General features: G+C 35.0%; 15 protein-coding genes and 2 pseudogenes. 10 read left to right on the top strand and 7 right to left on the bottom strand.

Annotation, left to right across the window (positions count from 1 at the left end; genetic code table 11):
- Positions 1-20: 20 nt before the first annotated feature.
- Positions 21-1,475, bottom strand: coding sequence for a sensor histidine kinase (locus PGC14_RS11405; RefSeq protein WP_271628991.1), 1,455 nt, complete (start codon positions 1,473-1,475; stop codon positions 21-23).
- Positions 1,476-1,491: 16 nt separating this feature from the next.
- Positions 1,492-2,457 carry a substrate-binding domain-containing protein gene (locus PGC14_RS11400; protein WP_127352803.1) on the bottom strand — a complete coding sequence of 322 codons (966 nt, stop codon included), beginning with the start codon at positions 2,455-2,457 and terminating at the stop codon, positions 1,492-1,494.
- Positions 2,458-2,691: 234 nt separating this feature from the next.
- On the opposite strand from PGC14_RS11400, the gene PGC14_RS11395 reads away from it, so the two are divergent.
- The 3 genes from PGC14_RS11395 (at position 2,692) to mglC (ending at position 6,444) form a co-directional block, all read left to right on the top strand.
- Entirely contained in the window at positions 2,692-3,771 is a 1,080-nt protein-coding gene (locus PGC14_RS11395; RefSeq protein WP_271628990.1) for a galactose ABC transporter substrate-binding protein, read from the top strand.
- Between the two features lie 114 nt (positions 3,772-3,885).
- Positions 3,886-5,403 carry a sugar ABC transporter ATP-binding protein gene (locus PGC14_RS11390; protein WP_271628989.1) on the top strand — a complete coding sequence of 506 codons (1,518 nt, stop codon included), beginning with the start codon at positions 3,886-3,888 and terminating at the stop codon, positions 5,401-5,403.
- A 27-nt stretch (positions 5,404-5,430) separates the two neighbouring features.
- Positions 5,431-6,444 (top strand): galactose/methyl galactoside ABC transporter permease MglC, encoded by a 1,014-nt coding sequence (mglC, locus tag PGC14_RS11385; RefSeq protein ID WP_127352801.1) that lies wholly within the window; start codon positions 5,431-5,433, stop codon positions 6,442-6,444.
- Positions 6,445-6,508: 64 nt separating this feature from the next.
- Here mglC and PGC14_RS11380 read toward each other — a convergent pair whose 3' ends face one another.
- Both PGC14_RS11380 and PGC14_RS11375 read right to left on the bottom strand, forming a co-directional pair.
- Positions 6,509-7,720 (bottom strand): ABC transporter permease, encoded by a 1,212-nt coding sequence (locus PGC14_RS11380; protein WP_271628988.1) that lies wholly within the window; start codon positions 7,718-7,720, stop codon positions 6,509-6,511.
- Positions 7,717-8,442, bottom strand: coding sequence for an ATP-binding cassette domain-containing protein (locus PGC14_RS11375; RefSeq protein WP_011917999.1), 726 nt, complete (start codon positions 8,440-8,442; stop codon positions 7,717-7,719). Before PGC14_RS11375 ends, PGC14_RS11380 begins: the two co-directional genes overlap by 4 nt.
- A 123-nt stretch (positions 8,443-8,565) precedes the next feature.
- Here PGC14_RS11375 and PGC14_RS11370 point away from each other — a divergent pair, with 123 nt between their 5' ends.
- Complete coding sequence (locus PGC14_RS11370) at positions 8,566-8,787, top strand: hypothetical protein (RefSeq protein WP_187147304.1); 222 nt, start codon at positions 8,566-8,568, stop codon at positions 8,785-8,787.
- A gap of 522 nt (positions 8,788-9,309) precedes the next feature.
- On the opposite strand, the gene PGC14_RS11365 is transcribed toward PGC14_RS11370, so the two are convergent.
- From PGC14_RS11365 to PGC14_RS11355, 3 genes are all read right to left on the bottom strand, one after another.
- Positions 9,310-10,017, bottom strand: coding sequence for a hypothetical protein (locus tag PGC14_RS11365; RefSeq protein ID WP_271628987.1), 708 nt, complete (start codon positions 10,015-10,017; stop codon positions 9,310-9,312).
- Between the two features lie 671 nt (positions 10,018-10,688).
- Positions 10,689-11,567, bottom strand: a complete 879-nt coding sequence (locus PGC14_RS11360) for an ABC transporter ATP-binding protein (RefSeq protein WP_271628986.1) — start codon at positions 11,565-11,567, stop codon at positions 10,689-10,691.
- A complete protein-coding gene (locus tag PGC14_RS11355; protein ID WP_271628985.1) occupies positions 11,564-11,953 on the bottom strand; it encodes a GntR family transcriptional regulator in 390 nt (129 codons plus the stop codon). Before PGC14_RS11355 ends, PGC14_RS11360 begins: the two co-directional genes overlap by 4 nt.
- A gap of 193 nt (positions 11,954-12,146) precedes the next feature.
- On the opposite strand from PGC14_RS11355, the gene PGC14_RS11350 reads away from it, so the two are divergent.
- From PGC14_RS11350 to PGC14_RS13275, 6 genes and pseudogenes are all read left to right on the top strand, one after another.
- A complete protein-coding gene (locus PGC14_RS11350; RefSeq protein WP_011917993.1) occupies positions 12,147-12,455 on the top strand; it encodes an AbrB family transcriptional regulator in 309 nt (102 codons plus the stop codon).
- A complete protein-coding gene (locus PGC14_RS11345) occupies positions 12,452-12,574 on the top strand; it encodes a hypothetical protein (protein ID WP_266166052.1) in 123 nt (40 codons plus the stop codon). Before PGC14_RS11350 ends, PGC14_RS11345 begins: the two co-directional genes overlap by 4 nt.
- 428 nt (positions 12,575-13,002) lie before the next feature.
- On the top strand, positions 13,003-13,542 hold the full coding sequence (locus PGC14_RS11340; RefSeq protein WP_271628984.1) for a LacI family DNA-binding transcriptional regulator: 540 nt from the start codon (positions 13,003-13,005) through the stop codon (positions 13,540-13,542).
- A 107-nt stretch (positions 13,543-13,649) separates the two neighbouring features.
- A pseudogene (locus PGC14_RS11335) lies at positions 13,650-14,939 on the top strand (IS110 family transposase).
- A gap of 560 nt (positions 14,940-15,499) precedes the next feature.
- Positions 15,500-16,000, top strand: coding sequence for a substrate-binding domain-containing protein (locus PGC14_RS11330; RefSeq protein ID WP_271628983.1), 501 nt, complete (start codon positions 15,500-15,502; stop codon positions 15,998-16,000).
- Positions 16,001-16,305: 305 nt separating this feature from the next.
- Positions 16,306-17,584: pseudogene (locus tag PGC14_RS13275) on the top strand (ABC transporter substrate-binding protein).
- The last annotated feature ends 31 nt before the right edge of the window (positions 17,585-17,615 follow it).

Here is a 17,615-nt window from a genome sequence, read left to right as displayed (position 1 = left end):
TCATTTTAATTACTGTTAAGCTATTTTACATAAGGAATGAGAATTGTTACAGTAGTTCCAATATTTAGCTGAGAGTCAATACTTATGGGGTTTTTAATAGCAAAGAAAAATTCAAGCCTTTTTGTGATATTTTCAAGTCCAATTCCTGTCGAGGTCTTAGATACGTAAGACTTTTTGGTAAGCTCTTCTAAAACATATGGTTCAATCCCGCTTCCATTGTCTATTATGTGAATCTTTATATAGCTTTGATTTTCCTTCTTTGCAACAATCTTAATCAAACCTTCACTTTTTTTAGCAAACCCATGGACAATAGAATTTTCGACAATTGGCTGGAATATCATGCTTGGAATCTTTGCACTTTCCACATCTTTTTCAACATCCACTTCTAAGCTTATTTTGTTTCCAAATCTTATATTGTGAATAAAAAGATAGTTTTTTACATTTTCAATCTCATCACCAATTGTCACAAGCTTATTTATATTCTGTACACAATATCTTAGGTAGTTTGAAGTTTTAATTAGCATATCATATGTCTTTTGAGCGTTTTCAAACATGGCAATTTGAGTAATGGTATTTAATGTGTTGAACAAAAAATGAGGGTTTATCTGAGCCTGAAGAGTTTTTAATTCTGCTTCTTGCAGGGCTTGCTGGTATCTTACTGTTTCAATCTCTTTTTGTGCAAGCTCTTTTTCAAGCTCAGCCTTGTCTTCAAGCTTTTTTAGCATATCTTTTATATTTTCAAGCATGTCAGAAAATGAGTTGTTCAAGATTCCAAGCTCATCAGTTGGTTCAACCTTGGGTATGGTAAAGTTTAGCTCACCATTTGCAACCCTGTTTGAGAATTTGGCAAGCCTTGAGATTGGATCTGTCAGCTCTTTTGTGAACACAAGGCTTATAAAGATTGAGGATATAAACCACAAAATTATAACAATATAGTTTGTGTTTGTAATCTTTCTTATAGAGTCTTTTAGGCTATTGTAGTACTCAACACTGTAGTTTATCTTGCTTTGTGTGAGCTTTTGCAAAAAATAATTTGCGTACTCTAAGCTTTCAATAGTATCAGAGAGCTTTTGTGTATAGTCCTTTCCTTGCTTTTTAAAAAGTATTACCATGTCAATGTTGCTACTTATTGTTGTATAGATATTGGCAATACTTCTTTTGAATACAACCTCATCTTCGTTCTGGCATGTTATTTGGTTTAGTTCATGGGCGATTGAGTTTAGACTATCATATACATTTAATATTGAATCTGAATCACCAGAGATTACGTAGGTTTGTATGCTTTTGCTAATTGTATTGAAGTTGGTTGTAATTGTATTTATACTCTCAATGTTATGGTATGTTTTATCAAAGTAGTTATGAAGAAAATTTACGTTCAGCTGAATAAGAAGGTTTATAGCCACTGTTGTGAGGATAAACGTTACAATAAAAAACATTAGCTTTGCTCTATAAGTTTTAAATGGTGAAAAAAGCATAGTTTTACTCACCAGCCTATTTAACTATTATTGAAGTTGGTATAAACTGCTTTTTAAAATGAATCTTTTCGAAATCCTTTATTGTCAAAACAGACCTTATCGCAAGCTCATCATAGTTTGGCATGATAAGGCAATCTATAAGCCCTTCATCTCTGTATCTTAGAAGTCTTGAATCATCGCCTGTGCCAATAAAGAGAAAGCTTGTGTCTTTTGGGTTTTTAACAAGACTGTCTATAAAAGCAAAGGTTTCAAGTTCTTCTGTTGTGTAATAGCAGTTGTATTTGGGGTTTGTTATTATTCTGTGAAGAAGCTTTTCAGATTTTGCATTCCCGTATTCTATCACAAATGAATCTATTGAAAACTGGACTCCATATTGCTTTAGGTAACTTTTTATTCCTTCTGCTTCAAAATTGTCTGCAACTTTCTGGTTTATTGTGTTTGTTATAAGCGCAATTCTTACGTCATAAATTCCCTTTTGTTCAGCAAGCTTTTTTATATTCTGAGCAACAATCTTTCCTTTTTGAAGATAGTCAAATCCAATTGTAATGTCAAAATAATCTTTTAGATTTCTATTTAAAATAGAAATTATTTTTATCCCTTGATTTTGAAGATCATCTATAAGTCTCTTGATTTCAGGTGAGTTAAAAAGATCGCAAATGATTACAAAGTCAAACTTAGAAAAAAGAGCAAGCTTTAGTCCAAACGCTTCCTCAGATTCTGTTGCATAGAAGATGGTCTCTGTTAGCACCTTCTGTGATTGAGCGAATTGGTCAAATTCCTCTAAAAATTCTTTCCAATACATTTCATTTTTAGGCAGTATAACTGCACAACTTGTATAATTATTCTGTGAAAAATTATTTATATTGCTGATTCTCTTAAGAAGCAAAATATCACTTATAGAAAGCCACAACAAAATCAAAGCAAGCGCAGCTGCAGCTGTCAAAAGCAAGTATCTGAATATGGACTTTTTTGCAAAGGTCATTTTTTTACACTCTCCTTTACAAACTATTTTATCATCTATGTTTTAAGAATTAAACAACAATAAATAGTAAAAAATTGAGCACAAAAAATTGCAGTACAGCTTAGAAATTATTTGTACATATGAATAAAAAATGAACAAAAAAGCACAGTGAAATATTATAGATTTTAGTTTAAATTTATTGGTGAAATCAAAATCTCATAATCAAAATTAAATATTATAGGGAGGTTTTGGTAAATGTTTAACAAAAAGAAATTCTGGATAGCTGTAGTATCTTTGGTATTAGCAATTTCTCTTGTTTTAACTGGATGTGGGAAAAAGAGTAGCAGCAGCGGTGAAAGCTCATCTGGTACAACATCAGAAGAGAAAAAGCCCTATATTGGTGTTGCGATCTACAAGTTTGATGACACATTCATGACAGGTGTCAGAAATGCAATAGCAAAAGAGGGACAGGACAAAGCAAAGCTTGACTTTGTTGACAGCCAAAACTCTCAGTCAACTCAAAATGACAAGATTGACCTATTTATTACAAAAAAGGTTGATGCTTTAGCAATCAATCCTGTTGACAGAACAGCAGCAGGTGTTTTAATTGACAAGGCAAAGCAAGCAAATATCCCAGTTGTGTTCTTCAACAGAGAGCCGCTTCCAGAGGATATGAAAAAATGGGACAAAGTATATTACGTAGGTGCAAAGGCAGAACAGTCTGGTACACTTCAGGGTGAGATTATGGCGGAATATTGGAAGTCTCATCCAGAAGCTGACAAAAACCATAATGGCATTATGGAATATGTTATGATTACCGGTGAGCCTGGTCATCAGGATGCAATCTTGAGGACAGAGTATTCAATCAAGGCAGTTGAAGCAGCTGGAATCAAGGTAAAATGCCTCGCTCAAGACACAGCTATGTGGGACAGGGTAAAAGGCCAGGAAAAGATGCAGGCGTTTTTAGCATCATTTGGTGACAAGATTGAAGCAGTCTTCTGCAATAATGACGACATGGCACTTGGTGCAATTGAAGCTCTCAAAGCAGCAGGGTATTTCAAGAATGGAAAGTATATTCCTGTTGTTGGTGTTGACGCAACAACTCCAGGACTTCAGGCACTTAAAGAAGGTACACTCTTGGGTACAGTTTTGAATGACGCAAAGGCGCAAGGCAAAGCTACATTTAACTTGGCATATGTACTTGCAAAAGGTGAAAAACCAACAAAAGAAAATGTTGGGTTTGACATCACAGATGGAAAGTACATCTGGGTACCATATCAGAAGGTTACAAAAGATAACTTAGAAGAGATGAAAAAATACGTAAATGAACAGTAAAGCATAGAAACTAAAGCCGCCACCTTGTCAAAGAGCCTATTTAGAAGATGGCAAGGTGGCGGTAATTTTGAATTGCTTTTTTTGACGGAAAATTGTTTCAAGAGGTGTATTGCTATGGGAAGACCAGAGTATATTTTAGAGATGAATAACATTACAAAGGAATTTCCAGGTGTTAAAGCACTTGACAATGTTACAGTAAAGATAAAAAAAGGGACTGTTCATGCGCTTTTGGGCGAAAATGGTGCGGGGAAGTCCACATTGATGAAGTGCCTATTTGGAATTTACAAGCCTGACAGTGGTGAGATCATATTAGATGGTCAGCATGTTCACATTCAAAGTCCGATTGACGCTATAAAGCTTGGGATTTCAATGATCCACCAAGAACTTCAGCCAGTTCCTCAGCGAAATGTGATGGAGAACATCTGGCTTGGCAGATTTCCTCACATAAATGCGGGGCCTTTTAGGTTTGTTGACCACAAGAAGATGTACGAAGACACAAAAGCACTTTTGCAAAGACTTGAGATAGATGTTGACCCAAAGGCAATTGTGGGCCAGCTTTCTGTTTCTAAAATTCAGCTTATTGAGATTGCAAAGGCTGTATCTTACAACTCAAAAGTTATTGTCATGGATGAGCCAACATCTTCCTTGACAGAAAACGAGGTTGAGCATCTTTTTAGGATAATAAAAGACCTAAAATCAAAAGGTGTTTCAATCATATATATCTCTCACAAGCTTGAAGAGATATTTGAGATAGCAGATGAAGTGACAATCATGCGAGATGGTAAAGTGGTTGGTTCGTGGAATATATCAGAGCTCACACCTGATATGATGATTGCAAACATGGTTGGACGCCAGATGTCAGACAGGTTCCCACAAAAGACAAACAAGCCCTCAGAGGTTATTTTGAGGGTTGAAAATTTGACATCTGTTCATCCTAAATCATTTAAGAATGTTTCATTTGAACTGAGAAAAGGCGAAATTTTAGGGATTGGCGGACTTGTTGGGTCTCAGAGAACAGAGCTGATTGAAGCTATATTTGGGCTAAGAAGCATTAAAGAAGGGAAGATATACATAAAAGGAAAGGAAGTTGTTATAAAAAGCCCACAGGATGCAATCAAAAACAAGATTGCACTTTTAACAGAAGATAGAAAGCTCACAGGAATTGTTCCAGAACTTAACATCTTAGAAAATACAACATTGGCAAGTCTCAGGAAATATCTAAATGGTTTTAGACTTTTGAATGACAAGAGAAGAGTGATGGACACCGAAAACTTTATTAAGGTTTTGAAAATAAAAACACCTTCATATAAAACACAGATAAAGAATCTCTCTGGTGGAAACCAACAAAAAGTATTAATTGCACGCTGGCTTTTGACAGAACCAGAAATTCTTCTTTTAGATGAGCCAACAAGGGGAATTGACGTTGGTGCAAAGTATGAAATTTACAATCTCATAAATCAACTTGCAACAGAAGGAAAAAGCATTATCATGATTTCTTCTGAGATGCCAGAACTTTTAGGAATGTCTGACAGAATCCTTGTCATGTGTGAAGGTAGAGTTTCTGGTATCTTGGAGCGAAAAGATGCAACAGAAGAAGAAATCATGCGACTTGCAACAAGATTCTCAGCTTAAATTATTTTTGAGGAGGTCAACTTCAAAATGACATCGGCAAAGAGAATAAGACAAATAGTATCACAAAATGCAATCTACTTTATTCTACTTGCCCTCATAATTGTGATTGCCTTTATAAGCCCTGACTTTTTATCTTGGAGATGTTTTAGAGACATATTGCTTCAGTCATCAACAAGAGCAATAATTGCACTTGGTATGAGCTTAGTATTAATCACTGGCGGGGTTGATTTGTCAGCAGGAAGAGCCGTTGGTTTAGCTGCTGTTGTGTCTGCGTCAATGCTTCAAACTGCTGACTATGCAAGAAGGTTCTTTCCCGACCTTCCACAGCTACCACTGATAGTTCCTATACTAATTGCAATTGTAATTACTTTATTGTTTGGGCTTTTAAATGGTATAGTAATTTCGCGTTTGAGCTTACCACCGTTTATTGCGACTTTGGGTTCAATGGTAATCATCTATGGCGCAAACTCACTGTATTTTAACCTTCCGCCAAACAACTCACAGCCAATCGGTGGTTTAAGGTCTGACTTTACAAACTTAGGTACAGGTTATATTGGAATTTCAGGTGAGTATTCAATACCATATATTTTGATAATAGCTTTGGTTGTTGCAATAGTTGTATGGGTGATACTTAACAAGACAAGCATAGGAAAGAGTATCTATGCAGTCGGTGGTAATGTCAATGCTGCAAGGGTTTCTGGTATAAATGTTGCAAAGGTATTGATATTTGTCTATGCATTTGCAGGACTTTTATATGGCTTAGCAGGTGTTTTAGAGGCTGCAAGAACTGGCGGTGCAACAAACAACTATGGTAACATGTACGAGCTTGACGCTATTGCAGCCTGCGTTGTTGGTGGCGTTTCAACAACAGGTGGAATTGGAACAGTGCCTGGTGTTTTAGCAGGTGTTTTGATATTTGGTGTTATAAACTATGGTCTTACATTTATTGGTGTTGATCCTTACTGGCAGCTGATTATAAAAGGTCTTATAATAGTTGTTGCAGTTGCACTTGATATAAGAAAGTATTTAGCAAAGAGATAAAAATGTAAAAAAGAAAAATGGGCTTGTGCTTTTAGGCTTTAGCACAGGCCCATTTTGTTTATTTTCAGCTTCTAAACAGCACCTTTTCATTCTCAAACATCTTTGAAGCAAATATAATAGAGGCAACAAGATATACAGTTGAAGAAACTATGAATAATAACAAGTGCTGAATATTTATGATTCCATATATTAGCTCTTTAAATATTGCAAGTGAATTGATAAGCGGTATGATAAAGTAAGAACCTACCAAGTCATTTGGTGTTTTATACATTGTGAAGTAAGCGAGGATTAGCACCAAAAAGGTAATAGGTGTAAGATAAGTTTGAGCCTCTTTGAACGACCTTGCATATGAGGCAATGGCAACTTCAACTGCACTGAAAATTATAGCTGTCAACACCACAACAATAAACATTACAAAGTAAATAGATGCAGGAAGGGCAAGGGCTGCTATATCTCCCAATTCTTTTGTTGCATTTTCTCCAAAGGCCAACGGCAAAAACCAAAATGTAAGTCCAAGCCCTATTAGTGAGGTAACTCCGCTTATTATTGCCATGATTGAAACTGATATGTATTTGCCTGTTACAAGTGAGATGCGTGATGCAGCAGTTGTTAAAAGTGGCTCAAGAGTTCCCCTTTCCTTTTCACCAGCTGTTATGTCAATAGCAACATTAATGCCACCAAGTGAGGTATTGAGCACTACAAACATAGGGACAAGTATTGCCAGCAAAAACAACGCCATTTTGCGGGGTGGTGCAACGTTTTCTTTTGTAATGACAATAGGCTCAATAATTTCAGGGTTGATATTTTTGGACAAAAGCCTCTGTTTTGTTATGTTTTTTGCGTAGTCAGTTATGATTTCGCTCAATATTAAACCAACATTTGATGATTTTGAATCAGACCCATCAACTAAAATCTTTATATTAACCTGCTTTTCTTTTGAAAGATGGTCAGAAAAATTTTGTGGAATTTCAATCACTGCCTTAATTTTTCCATCTTGCAAATCCTTCTTTGGATTTGAAGATTGAACAATGTCAAACTGAGAGTTTTTGATTAAGTCAACAAGTTGTTTTGCATATTGCTCACCCATGATACAAATCTTTGTTTTTTCAGGTTTAACCTCATATGCAGACTTAGTTGCATAGATTATCACAAGAAGCATAAGGGGTGTTGTAAGTATGGGCAGGATGAAGTTCATAAAAAGAGCGCGTCTGTCTCTAAAAGCATCCTTTAATTCTTTTTTAAATACAATCCACACATGCTTCATATTTATTCTCATCTGTTATCACCTACCAATCTAATAAATACATCTTCAAAGCTTGCTCCAGAAAATCTTTGCTTTATCTCATCAATTGTGCCAATTGCAACAAGCTTTCCTTTGTGTATTATTGCAACCCTGTCACAAAGCTTTTCGACCTCACTCATTGTGTGGCTTGAAAAGATGATAGTCCTTCCTTCTTGTTTGCAAAGCCTGATAAAGTCATGCACCTCTTTTGCGCTTGTGACGTCCAAAGAGTTTGTTGGCTCATCAAAAAGCATTACATCAGGGTCATGGATGATAGAACGCACAAAACACACCTTCTGTTTCATACCTTTTGAGAATTTACCAGCAGGCTTGTCGATAAACTCTTGCATCTGAAACCTTTCTACAAGCTCATCAATCCGCTTTTTAATTTCATCTTTTTTCATGTCGTGCAAAGTAGCAAAGTATTCGATGTTCTCTCTTGCAGTGAGCCTGCTATATAGCCCACTTTCACTCCCAAAGAGAATTCCTATCTTGCGCCTTACCTTTTCAGGCTCTTTTGTGATGTCAAGTCCGTCAATTATAGCAGTGCCATGTGTGGGTTTTATCATTGTTGCAAGCATCCTTAAAGTTGTTGTCTTTCCAGCTCCGTTTTCACCAAGGAGCCCAAAGATTTCGCCCTTGTTGATGGTAAAAGATAGCCTGTCAACCGCCCTGACTTTTCCAAAGTCTTTGGTAAGTTCAATGAGTTGAATCATACACAAAGTAGCCTCCTTTTTACATATTTTTGATAGGCACTATTTATAATTGTTAAAGCACCTATTTTTGTATATCACCCCTCCTGTCTGTAGAATGAAGCAAAAACAGCGATGTATGAACTGATGAGCAAAATTATCGAAATCAGCAAATATGTTAGTGACCAGAGACTATTTTTGTACAGATTCACAATAGATGCTATTAAATTGTCGTTTGATGCTGTTGCAGTTTCTGCTAAAGCTAATACTATTATAAGAATAATCAAGAGAAAGAAAGGTAACAGTCCATACAACAATTCAGATAATGATTTTAACATTTTGTTTTTAACAAAATGCGGAAAAGAATAAAGTAATAAAAACAATGAAATAGATAACAAGTTAGTGGCAAGTGGTGAAACGAAAAACAAAAATATATTAAGTTCGACCCTATTTGGTTTGCTAAAAATTGCAAACAAACTTGAGATAAAAAAGGCAGAGCAGTATAAGAATGAAAAAATAATATCATTGGTAAATATCCAAAAAGCAATTGTTTTTCTTTTTACAGGCAACAAAAAGTAAAATTTTAAAACAGAATCCAATATATAATTAGATTTTACAGGACTCTTATCAAAAAATAAAGCTATTTTAGAAACTACAAAAACTTGCGGAATAAGAAGAGAGAATGCAATTACAAATGCAGAATATGCATTTCTATCAAAATTATTGCTATTATCATTTAACAGAAAGAAATTTAAACAAAACCAGAGGACTGTAAAAAATCCGATAATTAAAAGATGCATTTTAATCTCACTTGGATGAGGCATAAATTTATGCATTTATTTCACCTCACGTTATACATAACTTTTCCGCTGTAAATTTATAAAAAGCAGTTTAGATTTCTCGCCTGTAAATTGCAGCTTTGTTTACAATGAATGAAATTAAAAACAGTATTATTGATACAAATAAGACTATTAAAGCACTTTTATGGTTTGTATATAAATTTGTAATAAATTTTTCCTCTCTTTTATGAATTTCTGAAAGACGAAGACCAAACCAGAAAGGTATGTAAGCAGCTAATATTATTATAAAGTTTACAATAGTGTTATAAATTGTTTGGAAATTTGAATTTTTAATAAAGTAGAGCAGTGAATATAGGATAGTACAGATAGAATACCATACAAGTACAATAGAGAAAATCCAGAAGAAAGATAAAATGAAAATGTATGAGTGGGTTAAATTAAACACTTTTAAGATTAACATTCCGATGTTAAGAAAGAGAATATATATCAAGATTAGAATAACATCTGAAATAAGCTCCAAAGCAACAATCTTATTTCTTTTAATAGGCAGTAAAAAGAGCAGAGAAGCATAAGATATACTGCCATACATTTCACGGAGTTTTGTATTTTGAGCAAAAAAACTTGATTTTATTGTAAGCAGCATTACTAAAATGAACATGCTATAAATAGTTGCAAAAAATATAAAAGTATCAATTTTACCTGTTTTATTAATAAGCAGGGCAATAAACAAAAGAAGAATAAGAAAAACAACACATGGAATAATCTTATTCTTTTTGAATAATTTAAAGTAAACAAGCATTTTTAACCTCGCTCCTTTAGGATTTATTTTAAAAATCACTGTTTGAAAGAATTCTGTATGAAATAATAAATGAAATAACCATCAATACAGCAATATATGCAAGCGAAACAGCTGTCAGTATGCATATTGATTCAAAAATTTTAATTTTATGATACAGAATTTGCAAAGGTTCAGAAAAAATAAAAGGTACTCCGAAGTAAAAACAAAACAGAAGAAATATTGTATACAAGTTTTTTTGAGCTGATTTTCTAAATGCAATAAAAACAGGCTGAAGAACTGTTATCATAACAAATTCCGTAAATATATATGACAAAAGTTTGCTGTTAAACTCATGTATAAGGTAAGAAGAATCAATATTAACTATAAATAAATATCCAATCAGACTAATAAATTGAAATATTAGCAACAAAAATCCGTCTTTTAAAAATCGACTAATTATAATTTGCCATTTTTTAATAGGCAAGAGCAAACTCAAAGTTTCATACGAAAAACTATTTGACGTAAAAGGGTTATTTAACATGGTAAATGTAAGAAAAATAGCTACAAAAAAGTAAGATAAATATTCTTCCCAGAATATAGTAGCAGATGCTGGTGGATTTAATAGGCTACCAACTATCCAAAGAATAATAATGTATAGAAAGAAATACAAAACTGATGTATATATACTTTTCCTATAGAACTTCCAATACTTCATCCTTTTCATCCCTTCTCACAAGCATTACATAGAACTTTTCAATTGATGGTTTTTCAACAACAAAGCCTGGCTCAATAAACTTTTCAATCTCTTTCTTTTTGCAAAGAGCTTCAAACAAAAATGAACCTTTTTTACAAGATAAAACTATACTTTGTGGGATTTTGTTACTCTCTGAAGCAGGTCCTTTTACTATACAATAATCCTCTTCAATGCTTTCACGCGATGAAGAAAAGATGATTTTACCATTATCTATGATTGTCACAAAGTCTGCAACATTCTCAATATCAGAGACTATGTGAGTTGAGTAAAATACAGCTTTTTCTTCAGACTGAACAAAACTCTGCAGAATCTCAACAAACTGATTCCTTGCAACAGGGTCAAGCCCAGATGTTGGTTCATCTAAAATCAAAAAGTCAGGTCTTATAGCTAAAGCTAGAGCAATAGACAGTTTCATCACAGTTCCTTTTGAGAGGTGAATTATTTTTTTGTTCTGGTCAATTTCAAAAAGGTCACAGAGCTTGTTGTAAAGCCTATCATCCCAGTTTTTGTAAAATGACTTCATTATCTCTTTTACATCTTTCGGTTTTAACTGACCCGGCAAAATTGGAGTTTCTAATACAACTCCAAGCCTTTGTTTTATCTCAATTTCATCACAATTAAAAGGCTTTTCGAATATGAAAACCTCTCCACTTTCCTTTTTTGCAAGGTCAAGTATACACTTTATCAAAGTGGTTTTTCCAGCGCCGTTTTTTCCCAAAAGCCCCATGATATAGCCACTTTCTAAAGTAAGCTCTGAAATTTCAAGCCTAAAGTTTTTGTAGGATTTTGTAAGGTTTTTTACTTTCAAGGCAATCATCTTTGACCTTCCTCTCCTTTATACAATCTTTCAATTGTTTCTAAAAGCTTTTTTAAGTTAACTCCGAGTATTTTTGCCTTCTTGACAATATGTTTTAAATCATTTTCAATTTCTTGAAGGCCCAAAGTAGAAATCTTTTCTCTATCAATCCCAGCAACAAACGTTCCTCTTGCCGGCACTGTGACAATAAACCCTTCTTTTTCAAGCTCTTCATATGCTCTTTTTGTGGTGATAACACTTACATTCAGCTCTTTTGCCAAAACCCTGATTGATGGAAGACCATCTCCTGCCTTAAGACTTCCTTCTATTATCTGCTTCTTTATTTGATTTTTGATTTGTTCATATATGGGCTGGTTTGACATTTGCGAAATCACAAGCTTTAGCACATTTTTCTTTCCCCTTTTGCATACTGTATATATACAGTATATACAGTTTTAATTGGTTTGTCAATATTATTTCAAGTCGTTGTTGGGCTTTTCCCATTCGCACACCGCTTAATGAACGATAAATTCATTCATTTAAATTTTAATTTCATGGGTTACGATAAACTTAGAGCGATTAATATAGAAGGTATTTTGTATGATACATGCAACGTCAAAGATTATTGGAAGAGGGCAAGTAGAATTGCCCGCTGAGATAAGGAAAATTATTGGTGGGGAGAAGATAGGAGACAGTGTACTTTTCACTGTTCTAGACAACGGCAAAGTTGTAATTGAAGTGATAAAAAAACGAAAACTATCAGAGCTTGGAGGTTCTCTAAAATCATCAATCGCATTTATAGATTTGGACCATGAAACTAATGCAACAAAAGAAATCTGGGTAAGAAAGAGAGCAAGGGAGACACAACATGATGGAAAAAGTATGATTCGATGCGAATGTAATTTTTGAGATATGTATTGCATGACCACGAGGAGTTTTTTCAAAAAGCTCAGAAGATTATACTTAAAGCCGAACAGGGAAAGTTAAAACTGTTTGTTGCAGCAATTACAATTACAGAGGTTGTATGATATTCTGAGTGCCTGTATATGTTCTGATGGCATTGAAGCGGAAGAAGCGGATATTGTTCTTTTTGCGATCAAAAGTTACAAAGAGAGCAACGTTGATTTCATTGCTGCATATCTTTTTCATCACATAGCAAAATCAGGAAACAATAGAATATTTACTTTTGATAAAAAGCATTTTCAAAGCTTAATGTAGAAATTTTGAATACAGATTAGAGTTGTTATATGTGTCCTATAAAAATACAAAAAGAAATTAGCCCCAAGACAGTATTGCACACAAGGGAGTAAATTGCCGGTGGTTTTTTTATTATATTTGTTCAACAAATTTTAGCTTATTTTATACAAAATATGTATTGATTTCGCTAAAGTAACCTGATATATTTTAAAATAAATACGAAAACGATTACTAATAAAAAGAAGGGCTGGGATGAAATATGAAGTATACAATCAAAGACATAGCAAAACTAACAGGCTATTCTGTTGCAACAATTTCAAGAGCACTAAGTGGAAAGGAAGGTGTGAGTCAGGAAAAAAGGGAAGAGATATTAAAACTGGTAGACAGCTTAGGATATACTCCGAACCAGACAGCAAGGAAATTGAGAAGTAAGCAGACAAAAAATATCTTGGTTATGATACCTGATATAGAGAACTACTTTTTCAATAAGCTAATAAAAGGGATTGAAGTCGAGGCAAGAGAAAATGGTTATAATATAATTCTTGGCAATTTTTCAGATTCCCAAAAAATAGAAGAAGAGTATTATAAAATGATGAAGGGTCAAATAGCAGATGGGATACTTCTTACAGGAAGCCTCAGCGAACCACAGAGAATTGTTGAACTATCAAAGCAGTTTAAAATGGTAGTCATTTCTGATTATTTTTCAGATGAACTTGTGACAGTGTGCATTGACAACTTCAAAGCAGCTTATGATGCGACTATGTTTTTATACAAGCATTCCTGTAATGAACGAAAATGAGTGAAAATGAAGAGAAATGAGATTTGAAGAGATAAGGTACCTCCTGGTAAAATACAGAATGTAAGTTGTACAACTTACGACAAAACACAACAAAGGAGGTATCCTCTTTGAAGTATACACAAAATGAAAAGATATTACAAGTAACAGAGAGAACTTTAGTTGTAGGAGTAGACATAGCAAAGGAAAGGCATGTAGGCAGAGCATTTGATTTTAGAGGAGTGGAGCTTGGCAAGAGAATAGAGTTTGAGAATAGGAAAGAAGGTATGGAGAAATTTTTGGATTGGGCAAATAAGATAATGAAAGCAAATGGCAAAGACAACATGATAGTAGGGATAGAGCCTACAGGGCATTACTGGCTGTGCTTTGAGCAGTATCTGAGAGAGAATGGCATAAAAGTGGTTTTAGTGAATCCTTTTCACGTGAAGAGGAGCAAGGAGCTTGATGATAGTACGCAAACTAAGAGCGATATAAAGGATCCGAAGACGATAGCGATAAGCTTGTGAAGGATGGAAGATATACAGAGCCAAATATACCCGAGGGTATATATGCTGAGATGAGAGTAGCGATGAACATATATGAAAGGCTTCAAAAACAGCTGAACGTTTTAAAAAATCAAATAATCAACTGGCTCGATATGTATTTTCCAGAATTTTTAGAAGTATTTTCTGATTGGGAAGGCAAGACGGCAATAGAAACATTAAAGGAGGTGCCATTGCCTTGTGATGTAGTGGAAAATGAAGTGGAAGGGATTATAGGGTACTGGCGTGACAAATTAGATAGGCGAGCGATTAGTCGCAGGAGGGCGATGGATTTAGTAGAGACTGCCAAAAGGAGTATAGGTAAAAAAGAAGGGAGAAAGCTGGCAAGACAAGAGATAAAATATTTGCTGAGTCAATATGAGCTTTTAAAGAAGCAGATAGAAGAGATAGAAGCCGAGATGGCAGAGCTTTTGAGAGAGGTGCCGAATGGAGAGGAACTGCTTAAAATAAAAGGTGTTGGTGTAAAAACGGCAGTTGGCTTTATTTCTGAGGTTGGAGATATAAAGAGGTATGAGGATGCGAGACAGATACAGAAATTGGCGGGACTCAATATAGTTGAGAATAGTTCTGGCAAGTACAAGGGTCAGACGTGTATAAGTAAAAAGAGGGCGAGGGAGGCTCAGAAGTAGCTTGTTCAAGGCCATGATTACAATAGTAGCAAAGAATGAAGAATTTAAGCAGCTGCACAGGTATTACACCACGCGAGAGAACAATCCCTTGAAGAAGAAGCAATCATTAATAGCACTGTGTTGTAAATTGATAAGGGTATTTTATGCGATTTTGAAAAAAGGCGTAAAGTATGATGGGAACAAGATGTTGAGCGATATAAAGAGAGAGGCTTTAGCAAGGACAGCGTGAAGTGAAGTGAGAAAAATTGCTTGAACATTCTTAATTTAAAGCAGGAGAAATAGTTTGAGTGATTCACATCTTGAGGGGGTAAAGAAATTCTTAGCTTTGCGAGGAGATTAAGTCATGTCGAGTAGCAAAGTGCCCCTTTTAATAATAGTTCACATCTTAGAAAATGTATTGATGGTTAAGAAATGAAGGAGAAAGGATTAAATGATTTTTTATAGAAAGTAGATTGAAAAATGTGAGCGGGTGGTCAGAGTACATCCTCCATACGGGCGAAGACCCTGCATACGAGCATAACTGACGTCCACGCCATGGTAGATGGGACGAGGGAATTGAGGGCAAGTGAGAAAAGACCCTGAGAGACATGAGAGGGTAAACACCATGGTTGTTGTGGATAGATACCCGCCGTAATATGGTAGAGCAACAAGATAAATACAATAGAGAGGCTGAGTCTAAGCTGGGTATGGTAGAATAAAGCAATAATAACAATATCAAGAACAAAATTATTTGTTTCGATAGCGAATTTTAAAGAAATCGCGAGATATTTTGAGAAAATCAAAGGTATATTGAGAGAGTGTGGATATAGAAAAATAGCTAAAATTACTGGCAAGATTGGAGCACTTCTTTCGCAAGATAGACTCAAAGGCTATAAAATGGCGCTTGAAAATCTTGGACTTGGAGCCAACGAGAAATATATAAAATATGGTGATTATAAATATGAAAGTGGATATAAGCTTGCAAAAGAACTGTTGACTATGCCAGAGCCCCCAGATGCCATTTTCTGTTCGAATGATGAGATGGCAATTGGAGCGTGTGATGCGGCAAAAGAACTTGGGATTTCAATTCCAGATGAACTTGGGATTATGGGGTTTGATGATATAGAACTTGCTTCAATGGTTACACCTAAAATTACCACAGTCCATCAACCACGTTATGAAATGGGGAAGCTTGCTGCAAGGCTTTTGATAGATATTTTGAAAGGAGGAGTTGTTAGCAAAGGTAAATATATCTTGGATACTTCAATCATTCCGAGAGAGTCTACAAAGAATACAAACTTCACAAATTGATAAAGTTTTTTTTAAAAACATATTGACAAGTTAAACAAAACGTAGTATATTTTATTTAGCGTAAACGATTACTAAGATTTCATGGAAAAACAACTAAAAATTAAAAATATTACATAAATTACCAACACAAAGTGTAAAGTGTTTGAATCTCCCACCCGACAAAACAAAATGCTCGGCTCTTTTTCCACTTCAAAAAGAGCCGAGCCATAAAAATGGTATTGTCCCACACTGTTGTGTGTGGGATGATATAAAACCCCTATTTAAAATTATATCACAAAAACTTACAAAAAGGAGGTTGTATTTTTATGAAAAGGCTTATTGCGGTAATTACTTTAATTGCTCTGAGTGTAAGCTTGTTTTTAGCTTTTGGCCCTGCTGATACTAATGCCGCTTCTAAAAAGCAAGTCACAATCACCTATGTACGTGGCAAGGACGAAACTCACGCAACAGAAAAGATTATCAAAGAGTTTATGAAGAAAAACCCAGACATCAAGGTAATCTACAAAGAAAACCCATCTGACACAGGCCAAAACCATGACCAGCTTGTGACAGTAATGAGTGCCGGTGGTTCTGACATTGATGTATTTGACATGGATGTTATCTGGCCAGCTGAGTTTGCTCAAGCAGGTTACACACTTCCACTTGACAGGTTTATAAAGCGCGACAAGATTAATCTTAATGACTACATCAAAGGGACAATTGATGCTGCAAGATTCAAAGGTCAGATGTGGGCATTTCCAAGATTTATTGATGCAGGACTTCTTTATTACAGAAAAGACATTGTTCCTCAAAATGAACTTCCAAAGACATGGGATGATTTGATTAAAGTTGCTAAAAAGTACAAGGGTAAAAAGGGTACAAAATATGGATTTTTGATGCAAGCAAAACAATATGAGGGTCTTGTTTGTGATAGCGATAGAGTATATTGCTTCATATGGCGGCAGAGTTGTTGATGAGAGTGGAAATATTGTAGTTAATAACAAAGGAACAATTGATGGACTTAACATGATGAGAAAGGTTATAACATCTGGTATTGTTCCACCAAACATCAACACATTTACAGAGATTGAGACACATACAGCTTTCATAAACGGTCTTGCAGTTTTTGCAAGAAACTGGCCATACATGTGGGCTATGGTAAATAGTCCACAATCAAAAGTAAAAGGCAAAGTTGGCATTCTGCCACTTCCAAAAGGTTCAAAAGGTTCAGCTGCAGCGCTTGGTGGCTGGATGGTTGGTATTAACAAATACACAAAGAATCCTGAAGCTTCATGGAGACTTTTGAAGTTCCTTGTGCAAAGAGAAGGACAAAAACTTATGGCCATTTACAACGGAAATGTTCCCGTTTACAAGCCACTTTTTAACGACAAAGATGTTATAAAAGCAAATCCACTTATTGGCGACAAGAAGTTCATAGAAGCTATTTTAGCTGCTGTTCCAAGACCTGTTTCACCAATTTATCCAAAGCTTTCAGATGCAATGCAGATTGAGTTTTCCAACATTGTAAATGGCAAGAAGGATGTAAAAACAGCTGTCCTTGATTTGGACAAGAAATTAAAAGAGCTTGTAAAGACTCAAAAGTAAAAGACAATCTCAATAGAGAAGTTGGCAGGCT

Origin of the sequence: Caldicellulosiruptor sp. DIB 104C (assembly GCF_028198085.1) — a bacterium.
In the GTDB taxonomy this organism is placed as follows: Bacteria; Bacillota; Thermoanaerobacteria; order Caldicellulosiruptorales; family Caldicellulosiruptoraceae; genus Caldicellulosiruptor; species Caldicellulosiruptor saccharolyticus.
Note: the sequence above shows the minus strand (reverse complement) of the source record. Positions and strands in the feature narration are given on the sequence as shown.